General features: G+C 69.1%; 21 protein-coding genes and 1 pseudogene. 13 read left to right on the forward strand and 9 right to left on the reverse strand.

What is annotated here, in order from left to right; genetic code table 11:
• Window positions 1-32 precede the first annotated feature (32 nt).
• The gene (locus ACFY1P_RS19310; protein ID WP_361522218.1) at window positions 33-791 is read right to left on the reverse strand and encodes a Pr6Pr family membrane protein; all 759 of its coding nucleotides are present in this window, start codon (window positions 789-791) and stop codon (window positions 33-35) included.
• Between the two features lie 39 nt (window positions 792-830).
• Window positions 831-1,763: a metallophosphoesterase gene (locus ACFY1P_RS19315; RefSeq protein WP_361522215.1), complete on the reverse strand. Its 933-nt coding sequence runs from the start codon at window positions 1,761-1,763 to the stop codon at window positions 831-833.
• Between the two features lie 353 nt (window positions 1,764-2,116).
• Here ACFY1P_RS19315 and ACFY1P_RS19320 point away from each other — a divergent pair, with 353 nt between their 5' ends.
• Window positions 2,117-2,581, forward strand: coding sequence for a GatB/YqeY domain-containing protein (locus ACFY1P_RS19320; protein ID WP_361522212.1), 465 nt, complete (start codon window positions 2,117-2,119; stop codon window positions 2,579-2,581).
• A gap of 82 nt (window positions 2,582-2,663) precedes the next feature.
• Here ACFY1P_RS19320 and ACFY1P_RS19325 read toward each other — a convergent pair whose 3' ends face one another.
• Window positions 2,664-4,844 carry a transglycosylase domain-containing protein gene (locus ACFY1P_RS19325; RefSeq protein ID WP_361525352.1) on the reverse strand — a complete coding sequence of 727 codons (2,181 nt, stop codon included), beginning with the start codon at window positions 4,842-4,844 and terminating at the stop codon, window positions 2,664-2,666.
• A 385-nt stretch (window positions 4,845-5,229) separates the two neighbouring features.
• Here ACFY1P_RS19325 and ACFY1P_RS19330 point away from each other — a divergent pair, with 385 nt between their 5' ends.
• Window positions 5,230-5,565: a WhiB family transcriptional regulator gene (locus ACFY1P_RS19330; protein WP_361525423.1), complete on the forward strand. Its 336-nt coding sequence runs from the start codon at window positions 5,230-5,232 to the stop codon at window positions 5,563-5,565.
• A 125-nt stretch (window positions 5,566-5,690) separates the two neighbouring features.
• Here the strand turns inward: ACFY1P_RS19330 and ACFY1P_RS19335 are convergent, their stop codons facing one another.
• The 3 genes from ACFY1P_RS19335 to ACFY1P_RS19345 all read right to left on the reverse strand — a co-directional run bounded on the left by ACFY1P_RS19335 (window position 5,691) and on the right by ACFY1P_RS19345 (window position 9,157).
• Entirely contained in the window at window positions 5,691-7,139 is a 1,449-nt protein-coding gene (locus tag ACFY1P_RS19335) for an ArsA family ATPase (RefSeq protein ID WP_390751229.1), read from the reverse strand.
• Window positions 7,136-8,131: an ArsA-related P-loop ATPase gene (locus ACFY1P_RS19340; protein ID WP_361525358.1), complete on the reverse strand. Its 996-nt coding sequence runs from the start codon at window positions 8,129-8,131 to the stop codon at window positions 7,136-7,138. The genes ACFY1P_RS19335 and ACFY1P_RS19340 overlap by 4 nt, the downstream gene beginning before the upstream one ends.
• Window positions 8,132-8,515: 384 nt before the next feature.
• Complete coding sequence (locus tag ACFY1P_RS19345) at window positions 8,516-9,157, reverse strand: creatininase family protein (protein WP_390751298.1); 642 nt, start codon at window positions 9,155-9,157, stop codon at window positions 8,516-8,518.
• Between ACFY1P_RS19345 and ACFY1P_RS19350 the strand changes: the two genes are divergently transcribed.
• A complete protein-coding gene (locus ACFY1P_RS19350; protein ID WP_390751301.1) occupies window positions 9,065-9,256 on the forward strand; it encodes a hypothetical protein in 192 nt (63 codons plus the stop codon). The genes ACFY1P_RS19345 and ACFY1P_RS19350 overlap by 93 nt on opposite strands.
• A gap of 5 nt (window positions 9,257-9,261) precedes the next feature.
• Here ACFY1P_RS19350 and ACFY1P_RS19355 read toward each other — a convergent pair whose 3' ends face one another.
• Window positions 9,262-10,563: a hypothetical protein gene (locus tag ACFY1P_RS19355; protein WP_390751230.1), complete on the reverse strand. Its 1,302-nt coding sequence runs from the start codon at window positions 10,561-10,563 to the stop codon at window positions 9,262-9,264.
• A gap of 166 nt (window positions 10,564-10,729) precedes the next feature.
• On the opposite strand from ACFY1P_RS19355, the pseudogene ACFY1P_RS19360 reads away from it, so the two are divergent.
• From ACFY1P_RS19360 to ACFY1P_RS19370, 3 genes and pseudogenes are all read left to right on the forward strand, one after another.
• Window positions 10,730-11,068, forward strand: a pseudogene (locus tag ACFY1P_RS19360) (ATP-binding protein); the annotation flags it as partial.
• 46 nt (window positions 11,069-11,114) lie between these two features.
• The gene (locus ACFY1P_RS19365) at window positions 11,115-11,318 is read left to right on the forward strand and encodes a hypothetical protein (protein ID WP_390751302.1); all 204 of its coding nucleotides are present in this window, start codon (window positions 11,115-11,117) and stop codon (window positions 11,316-11,318) included.
• A gap of 588 nt (window positions 11,319-11,906) precedes the next feature.
• Window positions 11,907-12,206 (forward strand): hypothetical protein, encoded by a 300-nt coding sequence (locus tag ACFY1P_RS19370; RefSeq protein WP_390751231.1) that lies wholly within the window; start codon window positions 11,907-11,909, stop codon window positions 12,204-12,206.
• A 473-nt stretch (window positions 12,207-12,679) separates the two neighbouring features.
• Here ACFY1P_RS19370 and ACFY1P_RS19375 read toward each other — a convergent pair whose 3' ends face one another.
• Window positions 12,680-13,456 (reverse strand): GntR family transcriptional regulator, encoded by a 777-nt coding sequence (locus ACFY1P_RS19375; RefSeq protein ID WP_390751232.1) that lies wholly within the window; start codon window positions 13,454-13,456, stop codon window positions 12,680-12,682.
• A 159-nt stretch (window positions 13,457-13,615) separates the two neighbouring features.
• On the opposite strand from ACFY1P_RS19375, the gene ACFY1P_RS19380 reads away from it, so the two are divergent.
• The 5 genes from ACFY1P_RS19380 to ACFY1P_RS19400 all read left to right on the forward strand — a co-directional run bounded on the left by ACFY1P_RS19380 (window position 13,616) and on the right by ACFY1P_RS19400 (window position 17,765).
• A complete protein-coding gene (locus ACFY1P_RS19380; RefSeq protein WP_390751233.1) occupies window positions 13,616-13,975 on the forward strand; it encodes a hypothetical protein in 360 nt (119 codons plus the stop codon).
• Window positions 13,975-15,279: an FtsK/SpoIIIE domain-containing protein gene (locus ACFY1P_RS19385; RefSeq protein WP_390751234.1), complete on the forward strand. Its 1,305-nt coding sequence runs from the start codon at window positions 13,975-13,977 to the stop codon at window positions 15,277-15,279. The genes ACFY1P_RS19380 and ACFY1P_RS19385 overlap by 1 nt, the downstream gene beginning before the upstream one ends.
• Entirely contained in the window at window positions 15,276-15,470 is a 195-nt protein-coding gene (locus ACFY1P_RS19390; protein WP_390751235.1) for a hypothetical protein, read from the forward strand. Before ACFY1P_RS19385 ends, ACFY1P_RS19390 begins: the two co-directional genes overlap by 4 nt.
• A 287-nt stretch (window positions 15,471-15,757) precedes the next feature.
• Window positions 15,758-17,137 (forward strand): replication initiator, encoded by a 1,380-nt coding sequence (locus ACFY1P_RS19395; protein ID WP_390751299.1) that lies wholly within the window; start codon window positions 15,758-15,760, stop codon window positions 17,135-17,137.
• Complete coding sequence (locus tag ACFY1P_RS19400) at window positions 17,130-17,765, forward strand: hypothetical protein (protein WP_390751236.1); 636 nt, start codon at window positions 17,130-17,132, stop codon at window positions 17,763-17,765. The genes ACFY1P_RS19395 and ACFY1P_RS19400 overlap by 8 nt, the downstream gene beginning before the upstream one ends.
• Window positions 17,766-17,809: 44 nt before the next feature.
• Here the strand turns inward: ACFY1P_RS19400 and ACFY1P_RS19405 are convergent, their stop codons facing one another.
• Window positions 17,810-19,585, reverse strand: a complete 1,776-nt coding sequence (locus ACFY1P_RS19405) for a recombinase family protein (protein WP_390751237.1) — start codon at window positions 19,583-19,585, stop codon at window positions 17,810-17,812.
• Window positions 19,586-19,610: 25 nt separating this feature from the next.
• On the opposite strand from ACFY1P_RS19405, the gene ACFY1P_RS19410 reads away from it, so the two are divergent.
• Entirely contained in the window at window positions 19,611-19,784 is a 174-nt protein-coding gene (locus ACFY1P_RS19410) for a DUF4177 domain-containing protein (RefSeq protein ID WP_390751238.1), read from the forward strand.
• Entirely contained in the window at window positions 19,781-20,245 is a 465-nt protein-coding gene (locus ACFY1P_RS19415) for a RidA family protein (protein WP_361525360.1), read from the forward strand. Before ACFY1P_RS19410 ends, ACFY1P_RS19415 begins: the two co-directional genes overlap by 4 nt.
• Window positions 20,246-20,322 lie beyond the last annotated feature (77 nt).

The following is a 20,322-nucleotide window of genomic DNA, read 5'->3' on the forward strand; positions in this document are numbered from 1 at the left end:
CCCGTTTTCGCAGGTCCCCGGCGCAACGAGCTCTACTTTAGCGGACCGGAGCCCAGAGGTGAAATCCGGTTTCGGGGGGTGCGCAGGTGGGGGCGTATGCGGTCGAGGAGGACGAGGGCGAGGGCCAGGACGTAGAAGGCCAGCCCGAAGACGACCGCGTTGCCGAGGACGCCCGCGTAGCCGTGGAGGTCGACGTCCAGGAAGGGGTACGGGTAGCGGCCCTCCGTGCCGGGGTCGAGGAGGGCGCCGCGGGCCAGGGCGAAGGGGAAGTAGAGGAAGGGGTAGGCCAGCCACTGCCAGGCGTGGCGCAGGAGGAAGCCGCCGGGTGCGGTGAGCAGGAGCCAGTCGAAGGCGGCCGCGAGGGGGGTCACGGTGTGCAGGAGCTGGTTGGCGACCGATTCGAGGGGCGTGCGCTCGCTGGTCATGGAGAAGCCGCTGGAGTCGTTCGACAACACGAAGTGGAAGACGAGGCCGGTGATCGCTATGTACAGCAGCGCGCCACCCGTGAGCCGTGGGGAGAGGGGCGGGCGGGCGGTCCAGGCGCGGTGGGCGGACCAGGCGAAGGCGACGGCCACGAGGAGGTTGGACTGGACCGTGAAGTAGCTGAACAGCCGGCCCAGGTCCGTCGAGTCGATCATGTCCAGCACGATGCCTGTGAACGCGGCGAGGGCCACGAGCGCGCGGAAAGCCGCCGCGAAGGGGCGGCGGCCGGTAGGGACGACCGCCGAGGCGGGGACGCCCGCCGCGCCGGGCCGCCCGAGCCGGGTGGTGGAGGAAGTCGGGTCGATCATCCCTCCACGGTACGGGCGGCTTCCGGAAACCTTCCTGGATCAGTCGCGGTCGCGGGAGGTGAGGGTGAGGAGGGTGACCTCGGGGGGGCAGGCGAAGCGGACCGGGGTGTAGCGGTTGGTGCCGCAGCCCGCGGAGACGTGGAGATAGGAGTTGTGACCGCCGGCCCGGTGGGTGGAGAGGCCCTTGACCCGCTGGGTGTCGATGTCGCAGTTGGTGACCAGCGCGCCGTAGAAGGGGATGCAGAGCTGGCCGCCGTGGGTGTGCCCGGCGAGGATCAGGGGATACCGGTCGGCGGTGAAGGCGTCGAGCACCCGCAGATAGGGGGCGTGGACGACGGCCAGGGAGAAATCGGCGTCCTCGCGGGGGCCGCCGGTCACCTCCGCGTAGCGGTCGCGCTTGATGTGCGGGTCGTCGAGGCCGGTGAGCGCGATGTCGTAGCCGTCGATCTTGAGGCTGCCGCGGGTGTTGGTGAGGTTGACCCAGCCCGCCGAGTCGAAGCCGTCGCGCAGCTCCTCCCAGGGGTTGTGGATCGCGCCGACGGCCGGGGCGTTGCCGTTCAGCCCGTGGCGCCCGCTGGCCTTCTCCAGCAGATAGCGGGCGGGGTTGCGGAGCTTCGGGCCGTAGTAGTCGTTGGACCCGAAGACATAGGCGCCCGGGAACTCCATCAGCGGGCCGAGCGCGTCGAGCGTCTCCGGGACGCCCTCCGGGTCGGAGAGGTTGTCACCGGTGTTGATCACGAAGTCGGGGCGGAGGCCGGCCAGCGACTGGAGCCAGCGCTGCTTCTTGCGCTGGCCGCCGACCATGTGGATGTCGGAGACCTGGAGCACCCGCAGTGGCCGCATCCCCGGCGGCAGCACGGGCACGGTGACCCGTCGCAGCCGGAAGGAACGGACCTCGAAGCCGGCGGCGTAGGCGAGGCCCGCCGCGCCGACGGCGGTGATTCCCAGGGGTACTCCATAACGAGCGCGCATGCGGTCCATGGTCGCAGACGCCGCCCCTGTTGTGTTCGGCCCGGTCCACCCCTGTGGATAACCCCGCGAGGCCGACCTCCCGGCCCCGTACGGGAGTTGCCCCGCGCCGGGCCCCACGCCAGGCCCCGCGCCAGGTCGTGCACTGGGTCGCGCACCGGGCCCCGTGCCAGGCCCGGACCGGGCCTCGCGAGGTCCCGCACAAGGTCCCCTGCCGGCTACCGGCCCCCGCAAGCTCCCGTGCCAGCTCCGTAAGGCCCCGCACGGGCCCCCGCACCGGCCCCCGGATCGCCCCGTCGCCGCCGTCCGGCCGTTAATGCGGGGCGTCCGCCGTGGCCGGGTGCGAAGATTGCGGCATGACCACGCTCAAGTCCAGGCTTCACGACGACCTCACGAACGCCATCAAGGCGCGTGACGAACTGCGCTCCTCCACGCTCCGCCTCACCCTCTCCGCGATCGCCTACGAGGAGACCGCGGGCAAGACCGCCCGCGAGCTCTCCGACGACGAGGTGCAGAAGGTGATCGCGCGCGAGGCGAAGAAGCGCCGCGAGGCCGCCGATGCGTTCGACAAGGGCGGCCGCGCCGACTCCGCGGAGCGCGAGCGCGCGGAGGGCGAGGTGCTCGCGGAGTACCTGCCCAAGCAGCTGTCGGACGAGGAGCTGACCGCGATCGTCACGGACGCCGTGGCGGAGGCCAAGGCCGGCGGCGCGGAGGGTCCGCGCGCCATGGGTGCCGTCATGAAGATCGTGAACCCGAAGGTGGCCGGCCGCGCCGAGGGCGGTCGCGTGGCCGCCGAGGTCAAGCGCCTGCTCGCCGGCTGAGCCGGTACGCCACCGCCCGCGCACACGACAGGGGCGCCCGGACCATGACGGTCCGGGCGCCCCTGTGTGTTCCGCGCGGGGCTCAGTGGCCCTTGCCGCCCGGCGGGGTCCGCTTGCCGCGCCCGTGGCCCGGGGTGGCGTCGGCGTTCGCGCCGGTGCTGCCGTTGCCGGTGGCGTCGGCGTTGTCGCGGCCCTGGGAACCGGCGTCACTGATGGTGCCCACGGAGTCGAACGTCGGCGCGGGCTTGCCGTCCAGGGCGCCGCTCATGGCGTCGCGCCAGATCGGGCCCGGGGTGTCACCGCCGTAGACCTTGTCGTGGTAGACGCCGCCGATGCTGATGTTCTCCATCTCGACGTCCTTGCCGGGACCGCCGACCCACACCGCACCGGCCATGTTCGGGGTGTAGCCGACGAACCAGGCGGCGTGCCGGCTGTCCGTCGTACCGGTCTTGCCCGCGCTGTCACGCCCGTCCAGTCCGGCCTGCTTGCCGGTGCCGTCCTCGACCACGCCCTTGAGGAGGGTGTTGACGGTGTTGGCCGTCTCCTCGGACATGGCGCGCGAGCACTGCGTCCTGGGGACGTTGAGGCTCTTGCCGTTCGGGTCGGTGGCCGAGTTGATCAGGACGGGGGTGCAGTACTTGCCGCCGTTGGCGAAGGCCGCGTAGGCGGCGGCCATCTTCAGCGGGGACATGCCCTGGGTGCCCAGCGCGATCGACGGCACCTGGTCCATCTTCTTGCCGGAGGCGGGCTTGAGGCCCAGCTTCGACGCCATCTTGGTCACCGCGCAGGTGCCGGTGTCGCCGATCATCTGGATGAAGTAGGTGTTGACCGACTTCGCGGTCGCCTCCCGCATGCCGTACGGGCCGACCTCGCTCCGGTTCTCGTTGTTGACCATCGCGCCCTCGCTGTTGCGCCAGGTGCCGTCACAGGTCTCGACGGAATCGGGGTAGGGCATCTGATACGGCGCGGAGTAGACCTTGTTGGGCGAGATGCCTTCCTCCAGGGCGGCCGCCGCGAGGATCGGCTTGAAGGTGGAACCGGTCTGGAAGCCGTAGTTCGACCCGCCCTGCGCGTGGTCGGCGGAGAGGTTGATCTGCGTCTGGTTCTCCCCGAAGCCGTACGGCCGGGACTGCCCCATGCCGAGCACCTTGCCGGTGCCGGGCTCGACGATCGATACCGCGGTGGCCACCTGATCGTTCTGGTAGACGTGATCGCTGATCGACTTCTGCACGGACTTCTGGGTCTGCGGGTCCAGCGTCGTACGGATCGTCAAGCCGCCCTCGTTCCAGCGCTTGGCGCGCTCCTCCTTCGTCTTGCCGAAGGCGGGGTCCTGGAGGAAGGTCTCGCGGACGTAGTCGCAGAAGAAGCCGGCGCCGTCGACGGCGGTGATGCAGCCGCTCTTGGGGCGGGTGACCTTCAGCTGGAGCGGCTTGGCCTGCGCGGCGGCGGCCTCGGCCGGGGTGATGTCCTTGAGCTCGGCCATCCGCTGGAGGACGGTGTTGCGCCGCTTGGTCGCCTCCTTGGGGGCGTTGACCGGGTCGTAGCGGCTCGGCGACTGCACGATGCCGGCCAGCAGGGCGGCCTCGTCCAGGGAGAGTTCCTTGGCGGGCTTGCTGAAGTAGCGCTGGGAGGCGGCCTCCACGCCGTAGGACTGCTGCCCGAAGAAGGTGATGTTCAGGTAGTTGTTGAGGATCCGCTTCTTGCCGAGTTCCTTCTCGACCTGGATGGCGTACTTCAGCTCCTTGACCTTGCGGCCGAGGGTCTGCTGGGTGGCGACGGCGACCTTGTCGGGGTCGTCGCCGGCCTCCTCGATGAAGATGTTCTTGACGTACTGCTGGGTGAGGGTCGAGGCACCCTCGGAGACGCCGCCCGTCTGCGCGTTCTTGTTGAGCGCGCGGAGGACGCCCTTGAGGTCGACCGCGCCGTGCTCGTAGAAGCGCGCGTCCTCGATGGCGACGATCGCCTTCTGCATGTAGGGCGAGATGTCGTTCAGCGGGACGACCGTGCGGTCACGGGAGTACACCTTCGCGATCTCGCCGCCCTGGGCGTCGAGGATGGTGGTGCGCTGACTGAGCGGAGGGGTCTTGAGGCTCGCGGGGATCTCGTCGAACCCCTCCACCGAGCCCTTCGCCGCGAGGCCGAAGGCGCCGACGGCGGGCAGGGCCAGGCCCGCAAGAACGGCTCCGGAGAGCACGCTGACACCGAGGAACCTGGCGGCCTGCCGGCCCCTGCTGGGGCCCTCGCCCGAACGCTTCATAGCCATGAAGGGAAGCCTACGTTCTCATTCGGCGGACAGACGCCCGTGTGTTCGCCTACGCTGTTTCACGCCAGTCACTGCGATGCGCTTCAGCATCACCAACGCCTTCACTCTTGTGAGTGATGAGACGTGTCCGTATTGCCACCTGTGTCACTCGGTGCCCGCCGCGACATGGGAGAAGTGCCCCGATATACCGGGGAAAGTCGCTGATGTCGCCAGCTCACTCCGTTGGGTGATCTGCCGTCTACGCATAGTCCGTTCGGGCCATCCAAGATTGGGCCCGAAGGGGGTGTTGTCCCCTGCCTGCCTTCCGTAACGTCCTCAACTGGCAACGGTGAATATGCCGCTGCCGCCGTGGGGGAGCCTCAATTCGGGAGAGGACGGCGCCAGCATGGGCTGGGTAACCGACTGGAGTGCGCAGGCAGCCTGCCGCACTACCGATCCGGATGAACTATTCGTTCAGGGCGCAGCACAGAACCGGGCCAAGGCGGTCTGCACCGGGTGCCCGGTGCGCACCGAGTGCCTGGCCGACGCGCTGGACAACCGCGTCGAGTTCGGGGTGTGGGGCGGGATGACCGAGCGGGAGCGGCGTGCGCTGCTCAGGCGCCGGCCGACCGTCACCTCATGGCGCAGGCTCCTGGAGACCGCTCGTACGGAATACGAGCGCGGTGCGGGAATCCTGCCGCTGAGCGACGAGGACTACGACGCGTACGCGGCAGTCGGCTAGCCGCTGAGAGCGCCGATCGTCAGACCCCCGACACCGACGGCATTACCCACGGCGCCGTCAGTCGGGGGCCTCGGCACGTCAGTCGGCGGTTTCGAGCCGCCCGCGCGGCGGGCAGGCCGCGGCTCTCAGTCGGTCGCCTCGGCGCGCTCTTCCGATGCGCTCCCTGCGGCCGTGTGCGGCCCTGTCGTGTCACCCGCGGCCCGGTCACCCACGCTCTGACAGGCGAGCCGCTCGCCGATCGCGCGCAGGCCCGCCAGGTCGTGCACATCACCCGGCAGGGCGGCGACTTCCGCGACCGCGACCTCGGGGTGGAGCGCGGTGAAGCGGTCCCGTGTGCGGCGCTCGCGCGCGAGCACCTGCATCCGCTCGGCGTGCAGCCTCAGCAGACCGGCGGTGAGCCGTGCGGTGGAATCCTGCGCGGTGAAGTCCTGTGCCGTGGAGCCTCCTGAGGGGGCGGGCTGGGGGAGGCCGCTCTCGGGAGTGGACGGGGCCGTGGGAGCGTCGGCACCCTGGGCATCAACGGTACGTGAGGCAGCTTGCCCGCTGTCACGATCCACAATGCCGCCGGAATCAAGATTTTCCGATGTTTCCATCGCGGTCGTCGCCAAGGCTTCACCGGGTGCGCCGAGCGCGCCGTCGAGCAGCGCTTCCGCCGCGGCGAGCGCCCGGTCCGCGGGGAGCCGGGCGGCGTCACTGCCGTGCACCCGGTTGAGGACGAGGCCCGCCAGCGGCATCCGCTCGGCGGCCAGCCGCTCGGTGAAATACGCCGCCTCCCGCAGCGCGTCCCGCTCCGGGGCCGCGACGACCAGGAAGGCCGTACCCGGCGCCTGGAGCAGCCGGTACGTGGCATCCGCGCGCGTCCGGAAGCCGCCGAACATCGTGTCCATGGCGGCCACGAACGTCTGCACGTCGCGCAGGAGCTGCGCCCCCATCAGCTTGTTGAGCGGGCCGCTCATCACCGACATGCCGACGCCCAGGAACTTCATCCCGGCCCGGCCGCCGATCTTCGCCGGGGCCATCAGCACCTTGATGAACTTCCCGTCCAGGAAGGACCCCAGGCGCCCCGGAGCGTCCAGGAAGTCCAGCGCGGAGCGGCTCGGCGGGGTGTCCACGACGATCAGGTCCCACTCGTCCCGCGCGCGGAGCTGGCCGAGCTTCTCCATGGCCATGTACTCCTGCGTGCCCGCGAAACCGGCCGACAGGGATTGATAGAAGGGGTTCTCCAGGATGGCGCGGGCGCGCTCCCCGTCGGCGTGCGCCTCGACTATCTCGTCGAAGGTCCGCTTCATGTCGAGCATCATGGCGTGCAGCTCGCCGCCGGCGGAGGTGTCGATTCCGTGCACCCGGCGCGGCACGTTGTCGAGTTCCTCGATGCCCATGGACTGCGCGAGCCTGCGGGCCGGGTCGATGGTGAGGACGACGACCTTCCGGCCGCGCTCGGCGGCCCGTACGCCCAGTGCCGCCGCGGTCGTCGTCTTGCCGACGCCACCGGAGCCGCAGCACACCACGATGCGGGTGCGGGGGTTGTCGAGGACAGGATCCACGTCCAGCACGGACGCCGTGTCCAGGCTCACTCGGAGACTCCTTGCTTCCGCAGTTCGCGCGCCATGCGGTAGAGGCCCGCCAGATCGACGCCGTCGCCGAGCAGTTCCAGTTCGTAGGTGGGCAGCCGGAGGGCCGATATCTCCGCGCGGCCCTGCTGCTCCAGGGCGAGCCGCTCGGTGTGCTCGCGCGCCTGCGCCACCAGCGGGTCGACGAGCCGCTCGGCCAGACCCGCGTGGCGCGCGCCACCGAAACCGGTGCGCTCCAGGGCGTGCGACAGCGTGCGGGCCACCTCGGCACGACGGCCGTTCGCGGCGACCTCCACGGCCGCCTCGTCCAGGATCTCCGGGCGCACCATGTTGATGACGACGCTGCCCACCGGGAGCTGCGCAGCGCGCAGTTCGGTGATGCCGTCCACCGTCTCCTGGACCGGCATCTCCTCCAGGAGCGTCACGAAGTGCACCGCGGTCTCCGGGGACTTGAGGACGCGCATCACGGCCTGCGCCTGATTGTGGATCGGGCCGATCCGGGCGAGCCCCGCCACCTCGTCGTTGACGTTGAGGAAGCGGGTGATGCGGCCGGTCGGCGGGGCGTCCATGATCACGTGGTCGTAGACGTAATGGCCCGTGCGGTCCTTGCGGCGCACCGCCTCGCACGCCTTGCCGGTCAGCAGGACGTCCCGCAGGCCCGGCGCGATGGTCGTCGCGAAGTCGATCGCGCCGAGCTTCTTGAGCGCGCGCCCGGCGCTGCCGAGCTTGTAGAACATCTGGAGGTAGTCGAGGAGGGCCCGCTCGGCGTCGATGGCGAGCGCGTGGACCTCGCCGCCCCCGCCGGGCGCGACCGCGATCTTCCGTTCCTCGTACGGCAACGCCTCGGTCTCGAAGAGCTGCGCGATGCCCTGCCGCCCCTCCACTTCGACCAGAAGGGTCCGCTTGCCCTCGGCGGCGAGGGCAAGCGCGAGTGCCGCGGCGACCGTGGTCTTGCCGGTTCCGCCCTTGCCGCTGACGACATGGAGCCTGCTCATGATTCGGAGCCTAATTCCTTCGCAACGGCCGTGTGGCGTCAGGTGGCGACATGGCCTGGTTCGAGCGGTGAGGCCCGTCACGCCCTTGGGAAGCGCGCTCTTCGCGACGCCACCACCGGTCCGGTGCTCGCCCGTTGAGCCGGTGGCACGAGGCCGCCGCGCGGGCTACGCGCGGGGCTGTCGGTGCCAGGCATTACAGTCGGGCCCATGACGAAGTGGGAATACGCGAGAGTTACACCACTTACCTTGGCATAGCGTAGCGGCCGAGGGCCTGATTTCGTGAGTGGAGTGCGGACACTGCTCGCAGCACTGTGACGTGACTCACTCAGCGGTTGAGTGGGAGGTAAGAGCTCGTCGACGGGCCTCCGCCGGCTTCGCTGTCGCTCAGTGCTGAGTGATCACGTCCAAGTGGGCACGGGCCGTTCGCGAGAAGCTGTCCATCAGCGCTTTGCCCTTCGCCGCTGTCGCCAGCGAGGGCTGACCGATGATGCCGTTGGTCGTGTAGCCCGTCATGCCCAGGGTGAGCAGGTAGGGTCGCTTGGGCGCCGAGTGGTCGTCTGCCTCTATGCCCTCGTGTACGAGGTGGGGCGCGCCGTGCAGGAGCAGTGAGACCTCGAACTCACCGCCGTGCATGTCTTCGGCTCCGGTGCTCTCCAGCGCCGCGTCCGCACGGGCCTGGGCGCGGTCCTCGCTGACGGGGAAGAGGGCTACGCGCGGGCCGTTGATGTTGAGCTCCTGGACGACGTTGGACAGGACGTAGTTGCCGCCGTGGCCGTTGACGATGATCAGGCCCGGGTGCCCGGCTGCTTCGAGTGATCGCCAGATGTCATTGACCATTGCGTACAGCGTGGCCGCGCTGATGCTGACGGTGCCCGCCATCGGGGCGTGCTCGTGGGAGCAGGTGATCGTGATGGGCGGCAGGAGAAACAAGTCGTGATCGTCGGCAAGGCGGCGAGCGATCAGGCAGGCGATAGCCGTGTCGGTGATCAAGGGCAGGTGATCGCCGTGCTGTTCGAAGCTGCCCACGGGAAGGACTGCGACGGCGGGGCCGCGTCGGCGCTCGTCGCCGCTGGTGGCTTGCGTGATCAGTTCGTCCATGGCTTCAGCATCCCTCATCAAAACTGAGCTCGTCAGGCCACAAACTGATCGCGAACAGCCTCGAACCGATCGATAAATGTCGTCACCGTCGGCAGGCTGCGCTCCGGCGCCACGGAGCGCGCCACTGAGGAGAGTTCGGCAAACGTACGGGCCGATCCGGTGTGCCTGACGATCCCGAGCGCCTTGGTCGCCGCCTCGGCTCCGCTCTCGAGCTCACGGGCCGCGACGTACGCACGGGCGAGCCGCGCGAGGTAGACGCCCCGGTCGTTGCGGTAGACCTCGGGAAGCTCGGCAAGCTGGCCTTCGAAGAGCTCGATCGCCCGCCGGGGCTTGCCAAGATCGATCCAGCAGTTGGCGCGCTGGATCTCGATGTACGTCGGTGTGCAGTACGAGGTGTCGACCGCCGCACCCCGCCCGTCGGACGGCGACTCGGAGGCGAGCGCGTACGCCTCGTCGAACTTGGCGAGTGCGGCCTTGGGGTTGCGCATCAAGGCATAGCCCTGGGCTTCCTGCTGGGCGGCGAGCGCCGTGATCTGCGGCGTGAGGCCGGGCAGTCGCTGAGCGGCCCTGGCGAGTCCGACGGTCCTCTCCGCGCTGGCCCTCGCAGTGGCCTGGTTGCTCTTGCGGAACAGGATGTACGACTGCATGTGGTCGTCCGCGGCCTCTTGGGCCCACTCCATCGAGCGGTCGGACCACAGAGCGGCGCGTCGGAAGTCCCCGAGATCCTGGTACAGCCACCCGATGAACTCGGCCACCTGGCCACCGGTGCGCAGGAGTGCCTGCCGCGTCGTTCCTGTGGCGCTTTCCAGGAGGCTGGTGATGCTCTGTGCCTGCTGCGCGACGGTCGGGATCGTGGAGCGGGCGCCGAAGAAATTCGCGCCCTTGTAGTGCTCGGGCAACTGGCTGTCCACGAGCGCGGCGACGAATTCGGGGTCGACGGCGTCCCCGCCTGGATCATCCTCATCAAGGGCGCCCGGGTAGCCGGCCGGGGGCATCGCTGCCTCGTCGGCCACCGCAAGCGCGGCCGAGAAGCCCTCGTTGCCGTCGGATTCCCACTCGCGTCGAGCGAGCCCCAGCATGTCCCCTGGGATGCGCAGCCCATCGGCCACGCGCTCGATGACGCGGATGTCCATCACTCCGCGATTCCCCTTGATCACCTCGCCGACCGCGCTCGGCGTGAGGTCTACGCGCCGGGCGATGAGTGAGGGGTAGAACCCGGCCCGCTTCGCCACCTTGAAGATCGTGGTGAAGTCGCGTTCTCGACACGCCTCTACGAACTCGGGCTCTCTCAGCAAGCGTGGTGGGAAACCCTGCGGCACGTCTGATGTGGGCATGAGCGGCGCTCCGGGGAGGGACGGAGTTGCTTCGGGGCCATGTGAGCTGCGTTACCTGCGAGTTTACCCATGGTGGGTAACCGAGCTGAGCTGGTTACGCGAACACCCGCACGTGAGACTCCTCGGCATGGAGAGAAAGCAGGAAGACGCTAACAGGCAAGAGGTGATGCGGCGTTGGGCTCGCCACCCTCGCTGCGTCGGCCTGGCCCGCGCGGAGCTGAGCAAGGCATTGGCGGAGTGGGGACTGGCTGCCGTCGAAGACGCGGCCGTCCTGGTGCTCTCCGAGATCCTCACCAACGCTGTCGTGCACGCGCGCGTTTCACCCGGACGAGAGATCCAGACGTCCTTCCGGCACGTGGTCGGCGGCGTGCGGATCGCAGTCGACGACGCGGACGAGAACCGGCCCGTGGCGCGCGCCCCCGACGCGGAGGGCGGCCGGGGCCTGGCGCTCGTGGCGGGCCTGTCGGATCAGTGGGGCGTGAGCGATCGGGACGGGGTCGGTAAGTCGGTATGGGCCGTGCTGACGGCCCCCGGACGAGAAGGGACGCGTGATGGCAGAGGTGTTGGGGACGACGGTCCGGGCGGGGGACATGGTGAACATCCGTGGCAAGTGGCAGGAAGTCAAGGCGGTGCGAAAAGAACGGGACCGGCTGGGCAAGCGGGAAGTCGTGCTCGTTTTCAAGGGCGAGCATGCTCTGCGGGTGGGTTTGACGCAGCGTGTTGATGTCTTGCGCGGCGGGCGTGGGGCGCGGTGATGGCGGCCCGGTCGGTGTTGCGGTTCGTGGACTGGCAGTTGCAGTTCGATGTCACGGGAAGTCCGCCGATCTTCGAAATGGAGTGCACTTCGTGCGGCATCTCGTCCGAGGCGTCGGAGAATCCTGCGGTCCCGCAGGAATGGGCCCTGAAGCATGCGGGTCGTACCGGGCACACGATGTTCAGAGCCCTGCATATGAGCTTCTTCCGTGCGACGCAGGCCGAAGCGCGGCCGTCGCCCCCGTAGACGGGGCAGGGGCCGTCAGTTCCTGGGAGGGTACGACGGCCTCTGCCCTTTGACCCTCGGGCTCGCCTCCAAATGTTTGGGCAGGTCGGCGAGCTGCGTGCGAGGGAGGCGGTGTTGTCCAGTGCGCCGCCTGCGGTCCTGCTCGGGTTGGTGACCGGAGCAGGACCGCACGCCACATCTGAACGTGAGACCGGACCACCCCTTGATCCTTGGCAGGCGGGGGTGGTCCGGAAGGGATCGCGAGGACCCCGGTGCCGATGGTACCGGGGCACTCGTCGTGTGTTCGTGCGATGCCCCGACAAGATCCGTGATCAGTCGAGAATCTTTGAGGGGTGGAGAGTTGATGTCCGGGCCGGGTGATGAGGCGTTCGAGATCGGCGACGTGGAGTTCGGGGCTGAGGAGTTCGACCCGGATTCGGTGCTGTGGGTGCGTGGGGTGGATTACGTGGCGGGCTGGGCTGCGGCGCGTGATGTCGCGGCGGAGCTGGGGGAGGCGCTGGTGTCGGCGGGTGTGGGGGTGTCCGGGGTGCGGTTGCGGGCGGGTTCGGGGGCGGACGGTTCGGGGGTGGTGCGGCTGGAGCTGTCGACGGCGGCGGCGCGGGAGGTGGCGCGGCTGGCTGCGCGGTTCGGGAAGGCGAGCTGAGCGGGGATGACGGCGGGGGCTGGGATGGTGGCCGGCTTGGGCCTGGGCCACGGAAAGTCAGCCACGGCGATGGGGGCGGCCGGACGATCACCCGTCACGTGTGCACCTGGACCATGTTCCGGTCTCAGCCAAGCTAACGATGTCTTTCCCTCACGTCACGGTCGGTACCGCCCGAGACTCCGCGGCGGTGGTGCTGTCCCCCTCCTGCGGACGGCGACGGTGCCGACGCGCGAAGCGAGCCAAGCCACAGACCAACGCCCCCGACCGTAGCCCGGCGACCGGCCCTAGCTCGGCAGGCGTCCTGCTGGCCGTGGAGTTCGTGGCTCTGGTCGTCGCTGGGTGTGGGGTGCGGGTGCGGGCGGTGGGCGCCCGGCCGGGACCGGCCGTCAGGCCGCAGCCCGGTCCGGGGCGGCCCGGCGCGCCGCAGGCGCGCCCTTGAGTAAGTGAAGAAGGTTTCGACCGATCGCCGGATTTCAGGCGCGGCTGCGGCGGGCGGCTGGGGTCTTCTCGGCGTTGATGCGGTAGGTGAGCTGGGCGCGGTCGGCGCTGACGCGGAGTTCTTCGAGGAGGAGCGGGCGGTCGTCGTTGCCGTGGGTGGTGCGGGCGGCGTGGAGTACCGGGGTGGCGTCGGCGAGTTGGAGGGTGGTGCGTTCGTCGGGCGTGGGGATGCGGGCGCCGACGGTCTCCGACCACCACAGCTTGTGCCCGGCCTTGGCGAGCATCGCGTAGATCTCGGTCGGCGGGCTGTCGGGCGCCTCGGCCAGTGGGGTGCCTTCGGCGGTGGCGAACGGGATCAGCACCCGGTGCATCAGCCGTGTGCCCGTGCTCGGGTCGGCCAGCAGCCAGTCACAGGAGAACAGTTCCTCTCCCTCGTCCAGGCCGAGTTGGCGGCCGGTGACGGCGCTGGTGGTGGTGCGGTGGACGGTGGGTTCCTCGACCGGCTCCCATACCTCGTCACCCAGCACGCTGAACGTACGGCCCTTGCCGACCACGCCCCGGCTGAGGGTGTTGACGGGTGCGGGCAGGGCCCGGACGAAGCTGCCCTTGCCGTGGATGACCTCGATCAGCCCCTCGGACCTGAGCGCGGCAATGGCGTTGCGGACGGTCGGCCGCGAGACCTTGTACCGGTCCATGAGCTGGGTCTCGGAGGGGACAGGGGCGCCGGGCGGGATCTCGCCTGCGGTGATGGCGTTGCGGATTTCGGCGGCGACCTGCTGGTACAGGGCGCCGGGTCGCTGGATCTCTCCCACAGTCGAACTCCCTTGGTGTGACGGCCCGGTTGGGCTGTACGTCACTCGTCAGCATAAGTGTTTGCGCGGTGAGCACAACAGGTGCATAGTCGTCACTCGTCAGCACGAGTGACGTCCTGATGGCGAGGGCGTCCGATTGGCCAAGGAGGCCAACACCCCATGCAGTCCATCCCGGTTGATGTCTCCCGGCTCGGCGTACTGCGGTGCGCTGTCGCGCCGGAACCGAAGCTCACCGGCTTCGAGACCAAGGAGGTCAAGAAGGACAAGGAGGGCAACACGATCTACACCGTGGCCGTGACGGTCCGGCAGGAAGGGCGCCGGATCTCGGTCATCGAAATCTCCGTCACGGGCGAGCCGAAGGGTGTCGTGGAGGGCGGTGAGGTGCGGGTGACGGGCCTGGAGGCGTTCTCCTGGGCCATGGGCGACCGGCACGGCATCAGCTTCCGCGCCGCCGCCATCACCCCCGCCAGCGCTCCGGCTCCCGCTTCGGCGGCGGCGTCGAAGGCGGGTGGTGCCTGATGGGGCCCATCACCTTGGCGTTCTTACTCGCGGCCCTGGCCTGGGTCCTGGTTGCCGGCTTCCATCTCCGTGAGCGGCACCCGGTGCTCTTCTGGTACCTGACCGGCTACCCGGTCACAGCGGTGCGGGTCGTGCGGACCTGGCGCAAGGTCGCCCAGTACACCGACCTCGCCGTCTCCCCCCGCCCCTCCCGCGGCCTGGTCGGCGACCTCGTCGTCAAGGGCGAAGCACTCCGCCCCGTCGCACCACGCATCTCCTTCCCCAAAGCGACGCGGACGGGGCTGAGTGTGGTGGTGCGGCTGCATCCTGGGCAGACCCCGGGGCCGTTCATCGCGGCGGCGGACGCCCTGGCCCACGCGTGGAAGGTCCACGCCGTACGCGTCACCTCCCCCGAACGCGGCCTCGTGGTCCTCGTCGCTACCGCCGGAGACCCGCTCCAACGGCCCGGTCTGGCGCACGCGCCCGCCGCACTGCTCTCGGCGCTGATCGGCATCCTGGAAAGCGGCGGGGCGTGGGTGATGAACCTGCGACAGGTACCCCACTGGCTGATCGTCGGCGCCACACAGTCGGGCAAGTCCACGTTGCTGGCGCGCCTGGTGGTGCAGCTCGCCCCTCAGCTCGTCGCGCTGGTCGGCATCGACTGCAAGGGCGGCATGGAGCTGGGCTTGTTCGAACCCCGCCTGTCGGCGCTGACGACGTCTCGCAAGGAGGCGGTCGCCGCTCTCGGCGCACTCGTCAAAGAGATGCAGGCCCGGATGGAGCTGTGCCGCTTCGAAGGGGTCCGCTCGATCTGGGAACTGCCCGACAAGCTCCGCCCCGTGCCCGTCGTCGTCCTCGTGGACGAGATAGCAGAGCTCTACCTCTCCGACGGCACCAGGGAAGGCAAGGCGGAGGCGGAGAAGTGCTCCACCTACCTCCTGCGCATCGCCCAGCTCGGCGCCGCCCTCGGCCTGCACCTCGTCATCGCCGGGCAACGGGTCGGCTCCGACCTCGGGCCCGGGGTCACGGCCCTACGAGCTCAGCTCTCCGGCCGCGTCTGCCACCGCGTCAACGACCCCGGCACCGCCGAAATGACCCTCGGTGACCTGAACAAGGACGCCGTGACCGTCGCCCAGTCGATCACCTCTGAAGAGAAAGGTGTGGCTGTGTGCACGGGTGCCGACGGCGGCTGGGGGCGGGCGCGTTCGCACCTGACGACGGTTGAGGACGCCCGCAAGGCCGCGGCCGCCTGCATGCACATCACCCCGGGGCTTATCGGGGTGCGGCGGGCGCTGCTGACGGCCGGGGCGGGTGAGGAGGCGTGAACGGTGCTGCCGCTCTTCCACTGGTGGCGGTGTTCGGGATCATCACCGTCCTCCTGGTCCGCTCCCGCGACGTCAAAGCCTGGGAAGCGGTGATGATCGCGCTCTTCGGCCTCTACATCGGCCAGACCCCCGCCATCTACACGATCAACAGCCTCGCCACCTGGTGCCTGTCCGGCTTCACCCACACCTGACCCGAGGAGCCCGCATGACCATGCACCGCGTGCGCTGCCCCATCTGCAAGGGCGAACGACGACTGAAGACCCGTACCGGCCGCTGGCGGCGCTGCCGCTGCTGCCACGGCACCGGCACCATCCGCTAACCCCCAAGATCCAACCCCTGACCGAGAGGACCACCCCATGGACGACACCGGCCCACCACCCACCCTCATCCGTGCCGCTCCGGCGGCCCACCCCGGGAGATCACCACCATCACCACCGCCACGGCTGACAGGCGTGCTGCCCTCGATCGCGCGGCGCGCCTGCGTCAGCTCTCCGACACCGACCGCGACGCCCTCCGCCTCGCCCAGGACCCCCAATTCCCCCGCTGGCTCGAACAGATCACCGCCACCGGCGGCTGCGCCCACCCCGTCCACCTCACCGGATCCACCACCACCCGAGCAACGGCCACCGGCGAGATCCTCCACCACTACGACACCCGCACTGAGCCCGGCGAACGCCTCCTGGTCCGCTGCCGCAACCGCCGCGCCACCGTCTGCGCCCCGTGCTCCCGCCTCCACGCCGGAGACACCTTCCACCTCGTCCGAGCAGGGCTCACCGGCGGCAAGACCGTCCCCGAAGAGGTCCGCGAGCACCCCCGCCTCTTCGTCACCCTCACCGCCCCCTCCTTCGGCCCCGTCCATCACGCCATCGCCGGCGGGAAGCGGTGCCGCCCCCGGCGCGACGCGGGCGAGTGCGAGCACGGACAGCCCCTCGCCTGCACGGCCGTCCACGCCACCGACGACCGGCTCGTCGGACAGCCGCTCTGCCCCGGCTGCTACGACTACCCGGGCCACGTCCTGTGGCACGCCCACGCCGGACAGCTCTGGGACCGCTTCACCCGCGCCACGCGCCGCCACCTCGCCACCGCCGTAGGACTGCCACAGTCCCGCTTCTCGGAGCACGCCCGGCTCTCCTTCGCCAAAGTCGCCGAATACCAGAAGCGCGCCGCAGTCCACGTCCACGCGGTCGTACGCCTCGACGGCCCGGAGGGTCCGGAAACCCCGCCCCCGCCCTGGGCCACTGCCGACCTCCTCACAGCCGCGGTCCGTACGGTGGCCCGGTCCGTCGCCGTCCGCACCCCGTACAGCCCGGCCGCCGGAGAACACGCCCTCCGCTGGGGCACCGAACTCGACGCCCGCCCCCTCCGCGCCCCCGCCGACACAGACGGCCCGGCCGATGACGCGGTCGCCGCCTACATCGCCAAGTACGTCACCAAAGGCGCCGCCGACACCACAGCCGGCACAGACCATCGGCTCCTGACCTGGGAAGACATCACCGCAGTACCCGCCTCACCGCACGTCCAGGCGCTCATGCGCACCTGCTGGCACCTCGGCGGCCTCCCCGAATACGCCCAACTCCGCCTGCGCTCCTGGGCCCACACCCTCGGCTACCGAGGTCACATCCTCACCAAATCCCGCGCCTACTCCACCACCTACGCAGCACTGCGCGCCGAACGCGCCGACCATGAACGCGCCGGACTCCAACTCCCCGACACCCCCGAGGCCGTCACCGAGGCCCACTGGCGCTACCTCGGCTCCGGCCACACCCCCGGCGCCGCCCTCATCGCCGCCGGAATCGCCGAAGACATCGCCACCAACCGGGACATCGCCCGAGTCGAGCACGGGGGCTGGGGTGCCTGACCAGTTCGCGGGCTACTTTCATTGCGGTCGTTTGGTCAACAACCGTCCGCAGTCTCTCCCCGGTTGGCGCATAACGACCGGCGATGCCGAGGTAGCGAAGGAAGTCGCCCGACTGATGGGTGGGCTACCGGAGGAATGGGATTCCAGCTGCGGGGACTATCTGGAAGTTCTCACCAGCGCCGCCAGAACTTGCGTCATCATCGAAGGCCCATCAGCTCTGACGACAGAAATGCGTCTGTGGAAGCGATCGCAGTTGGTGCACCACTGCGACGGAACGTCCCTACTGAGCCCTGAAGAGCTTCAGGGATATCCCTGTGGATGCCCTCCGACGATGGCAGAGCGCAAAGCAGCCGCGAAGGCATTCAGGGGTCCGCAGCCAATCACGTCCCTCACCTTCCGGTTGGCCGATGCTCCGAGCCTTGGCCTCTTCCTTCTCCGATCGATGAGCTGGAAGCTTGCTGAGGACGCCTGCGGCGCTTTGGAAACGCTCGGGCGAGCAAGCGGCCCAGCACTGGCCGAACTCTGCTTGGACCTCGTGGAGCTGACAACGAGCGGCGGCCGAACTGTCGCGTACCGCAAGCCAGGAGTCGTGGTCCATCAGCTGGATTCGGAATCTGAGAGCCGTTGAAGACCCCCGGCCAGCTCGGCTCGCCGGGGGTCCCGTCAGCTTCTTTATGGCTGTGCCGTCACCGATGATTTACGCTTCTGCGGCTTGGCCCACTCCAGTGTGACCCGGGGTTCGATCACCGCTTCGGCCTTGTTGCCCAGGCTTTTTTCGTCTTCCCGTGCCTTGCGGATGGTGATCCGAACAAGGAAGCACTTGACCAGTGCGCGCTTCTCGTCGAGCGGCGCCTTCTCCCACCACGATCCCTTCCCGATCGGGTCGCCGTCCCAATCGGGATCGTGGCTCAACCACTGGGTGATGGGCAGCACGGGGACGTCCAATTCACCGAGTTCCGCGATGCGTTCCTCGGCTTGCTTCATGAGTCGCTGTTGCGCCTCCACATCCTCCTTCCAGCGACGGCGACCGATCTCGTCTCCGTCGTAGAGCCGCCGCTCGTCGTAGAGTTGCTCCAGCGCTCGCACAGCGGTCATGCGTTCCCCGATCACACGCTGTCGCTCTTGTGCTTTCTCCGGATCCTCTGTGGCCTCGCTGAACCGTTCGGCGGCGGCAGCGAGGATGTCGGTTGTCTCAGGGTCGTCTTCCGAAGTGATGAGTCGAGCGAAGATGGAACGGGCCACGTACTCGTCAACTCCAGCCCTGCTGATGTACGAACCGCCCTCGTGTTCACCCTTCTTGGGTCGGTAGCCGGACGGTCGGGAGCAGAAATACGACCCGCCTACGGGGCGGGCGGCGCTGTTGGCACCCATGGGGCGGTTGCATGTGCTCTCGCAGTACAGCACTTCCATGGATGACAAAAGCGATGTGGTCCGGTTCTCCCACTTCCGAGCCGGGCGCTCGTCCAACCATGCCTGGAGCTCGAACCAGTCGCCCGGTTCGAGGATCGGCTCCCACGCTTGGATGGGGAGTCCCTTATCGTCCAGCCGGATGCGATGGCCCACTACCCGCTTCTTGGACGGATCCTTTTTCTGGGGCTCGTAGACGGGGTCCGTGGCGAAGCCGGCAAGGTGCGGGTGCCGAAGGATTGAGGCAAGGGTCTTGATGTGCCAAGAACCGTTCTTCGTCTTCTTGCCCTTGTGGGCTCCTGACGTCGGCTCTCCGTCGCGGTTGAGCCTGCCGATGATGTTCCCGAGTGAACCGGGCACGGAGCGGCCGGTCGGCTTGCTGGGGAGCGGTGTCCGCTTGTGGCGCTTGATCTCGTCCCAGACGCCCTGGACGAGTTTGGCTTGCTTCTTCTCGGTGCCGAGAAGCTGAATCACCACGGGCTTGCCTTCGGCGTTGTACCTGGTGACGGGTACGAGCTTCCGGCCGAACGGTGCCCTCCCGCCGACGTAGCCGCCCAGGTCCCGCGCGGCCTTCACTGCGCCGCGGACGCCGATGCTCTTGTTCTTGCTCTCCTGGTGGGCGCCGTCCAGCCGGAAGATCAGGTGGATGAGGTCCATGATGTTTCCCTTGCGGAAAACACCCTCGCTGACGCTCACGATGGTTACGTCGAGGCCCAGCAGCTCGTTGACGATCGGGATGGCGTCGGTGGGTTCGAGACGGGACAGCCGCGCGATGTTGTAGACGATGATCATGTTGATCCGCCCGCTCCGGCAGTCCTTGAGCATCCGTTCGAAGTCGGGGCGCTCCTTGCCGCTGTAGGCGGAGATGCCGATGTCTTCGTAGTGGCCGTGCCAGACGGCTTCGATGTCCTTCCTGGCGTACTCGTCGCGGATCTGATCGAACCGGCTTCGTTGCGCCGTGCGCTGCACGGCCGGGCTGGTCTCGCTCCCGTTTGCTCGGCCGTAAGACTGCCGCCCGTATCCTGCTGCGTGGATCGCCATACGTTTGCCTACCTCTGGAGTGACCATGGGCACGCCGTGCCACCGAAAGTATGAATACGCGACTGTGCCGCTCCTTGTGCACGCGACCAAGCAGATCCTGGACACCTGGGGCGAGGACGGCTGGGAGCTCGTCCAGGTCGTCCCGGGCCCGAACAACCCCGAGCAGCTCGTGGCCTACCTCAAGCGGGAGAAGGCGTGAGTGCCGTCGAGGCCAGGCTCGCCGAGCTCGGTCTGACGCTGCCCGACGTGGTGCCGCCGCTGGCCGCCTATCAGCCGGCCGTGCGCTCCGGCGCGTACGTCCACACCGCCGGCCAGCTGCCGATGGTCAAGGGCTCGATCCCGCTGACCGGCAAGGTCGGTGCCGAGGTCAGCGCCGAGCAGGCGAAGGAGCTGGCGGCGACCTGCGCGCTCAACGCCCTCGCCGCCGTGAAGTCGGTCGTCGGCGACCTCGACAAGATCGTCCGAGTGGTCAAGGTCGTGGGCTTCGTCGCCTCCGCCCCGGACTTCACCGGCCAGCCCGGCGTCCTCAACGGCGCCAGCGAGCTCCTGGGCGAGGTGCTGGGCGACAAGGGCGTCCACGCGCGCTCGGCCGTGGGCGTGGCGGTCCTGCCGCTGGACGCCCCGGTGGAGGTCGAGATCCTGGTCGAGGTCGCGGGCTGATCCCGAGGGCGTACGGGCCGCCGCGCGGGACGCGCACCGGCCCGGCCACCCCTCGAACATCCGCGCACGAGCGCATA

Source organism: Streptomyces sp. NPDC001407 (assembly GCF_042895325.1).
GTDB lineage: Bacteria > Actinomycetota > Actinomycetes > Streptomycetales > Streptomycetaceae > Streptomyces.

Coding starts and splice junctions, on each gene's coding strand:
- ACFY1P_RS19310 (WP_361522218.1), bottom strand. CDS start 791: ATGATCGACCCGACTTCCTCCACCACCCGGCTCGGGCGGCCCGGCGCG.
- ACFY1P_RS19315 (WP_361522215.1), bottom strand. CDS start 1,763: ATGCGCGCTCGTTATGGAGTACCCCTGGGAATCACCGCCGTCGGCGCG.
- ACFY1P_RS19320 (WP_361522212.1), top strand. CDS start 2,117: ATGACCACGCTCAAGTCCAGGCTTCACGACGACCTCACGAACGCCATC.
- ACFY1P_RS19325 (WP_361525352.1), bottom strand. CDS start 4,844: ATGGCTATGAAGCGTTCGGGCGAGGGCCCCAGCAGGGGCCGGCAGGCC.
- ACFY1P_RS19330 (WP_361525423.1), top strand. CDS start 5,230: ATGGGCTGGGTAACCGACTGGAGTGCGCAGGCAGCCTGCCGCACTACC.
- ACFY1P_RS19340 (WP_361525358.1), bottom strand. CDS start 8,131: ATGAGCAGGCTCCATGTCGTCAGCGGCAAGGGCGGAACCGGCAAGACC.
- ACFY1P_RS19355 (WP_390751230.1), bottom strand. CDS start 10,563: ATGCCCACATCAGACGTGCCGCAGGGTTTCCCACCACGCTTGCTGAGA.
- ACFY1P_RS19365 (WP_390751302.1), top strand. CDS start 11,115: ATGGCAGAGGTGTTGGGGACGACGGTCCGGGCGGGGGACATGGTGAAC.
- ACFY1P_RS19370 (WP_390751231.1), top strand. CDS start 11,907: ATGTCCGGGCCGGGTGATGAGGCGTTCGAGATCGGCGACGTGGAGTTC.
- ACFY1P_RS19380 (WP_390751233.1), top strand. CDS start 13,616: ATGCAGTCCATCCCGGTTGATGTCTCCCGGCTCGGCGTACTGCGGTGC.
- ACFY1P_RS19385 (WP_390751234.1), top strand. CDS start 13,975: ATGGGGCCCATCACCTTGGCGTTCTTACTCGCGGCCCTGGCCTGGGTC.
- ACFY1P_RS19405 (WP_390751237.1), bottom strand. CDS start 19,585: ATGGCGATCCACGCAGCAGGATACGGGCGGCAGTCTTACGGCCGAGCA.
- ACFY1P_RS19410 (WP_390751238.1), top strand. CDS start 19,611: ATGGGCACGCCGTGCCACCGAAAGTATGAATACGCGACTGTGCCGCTC.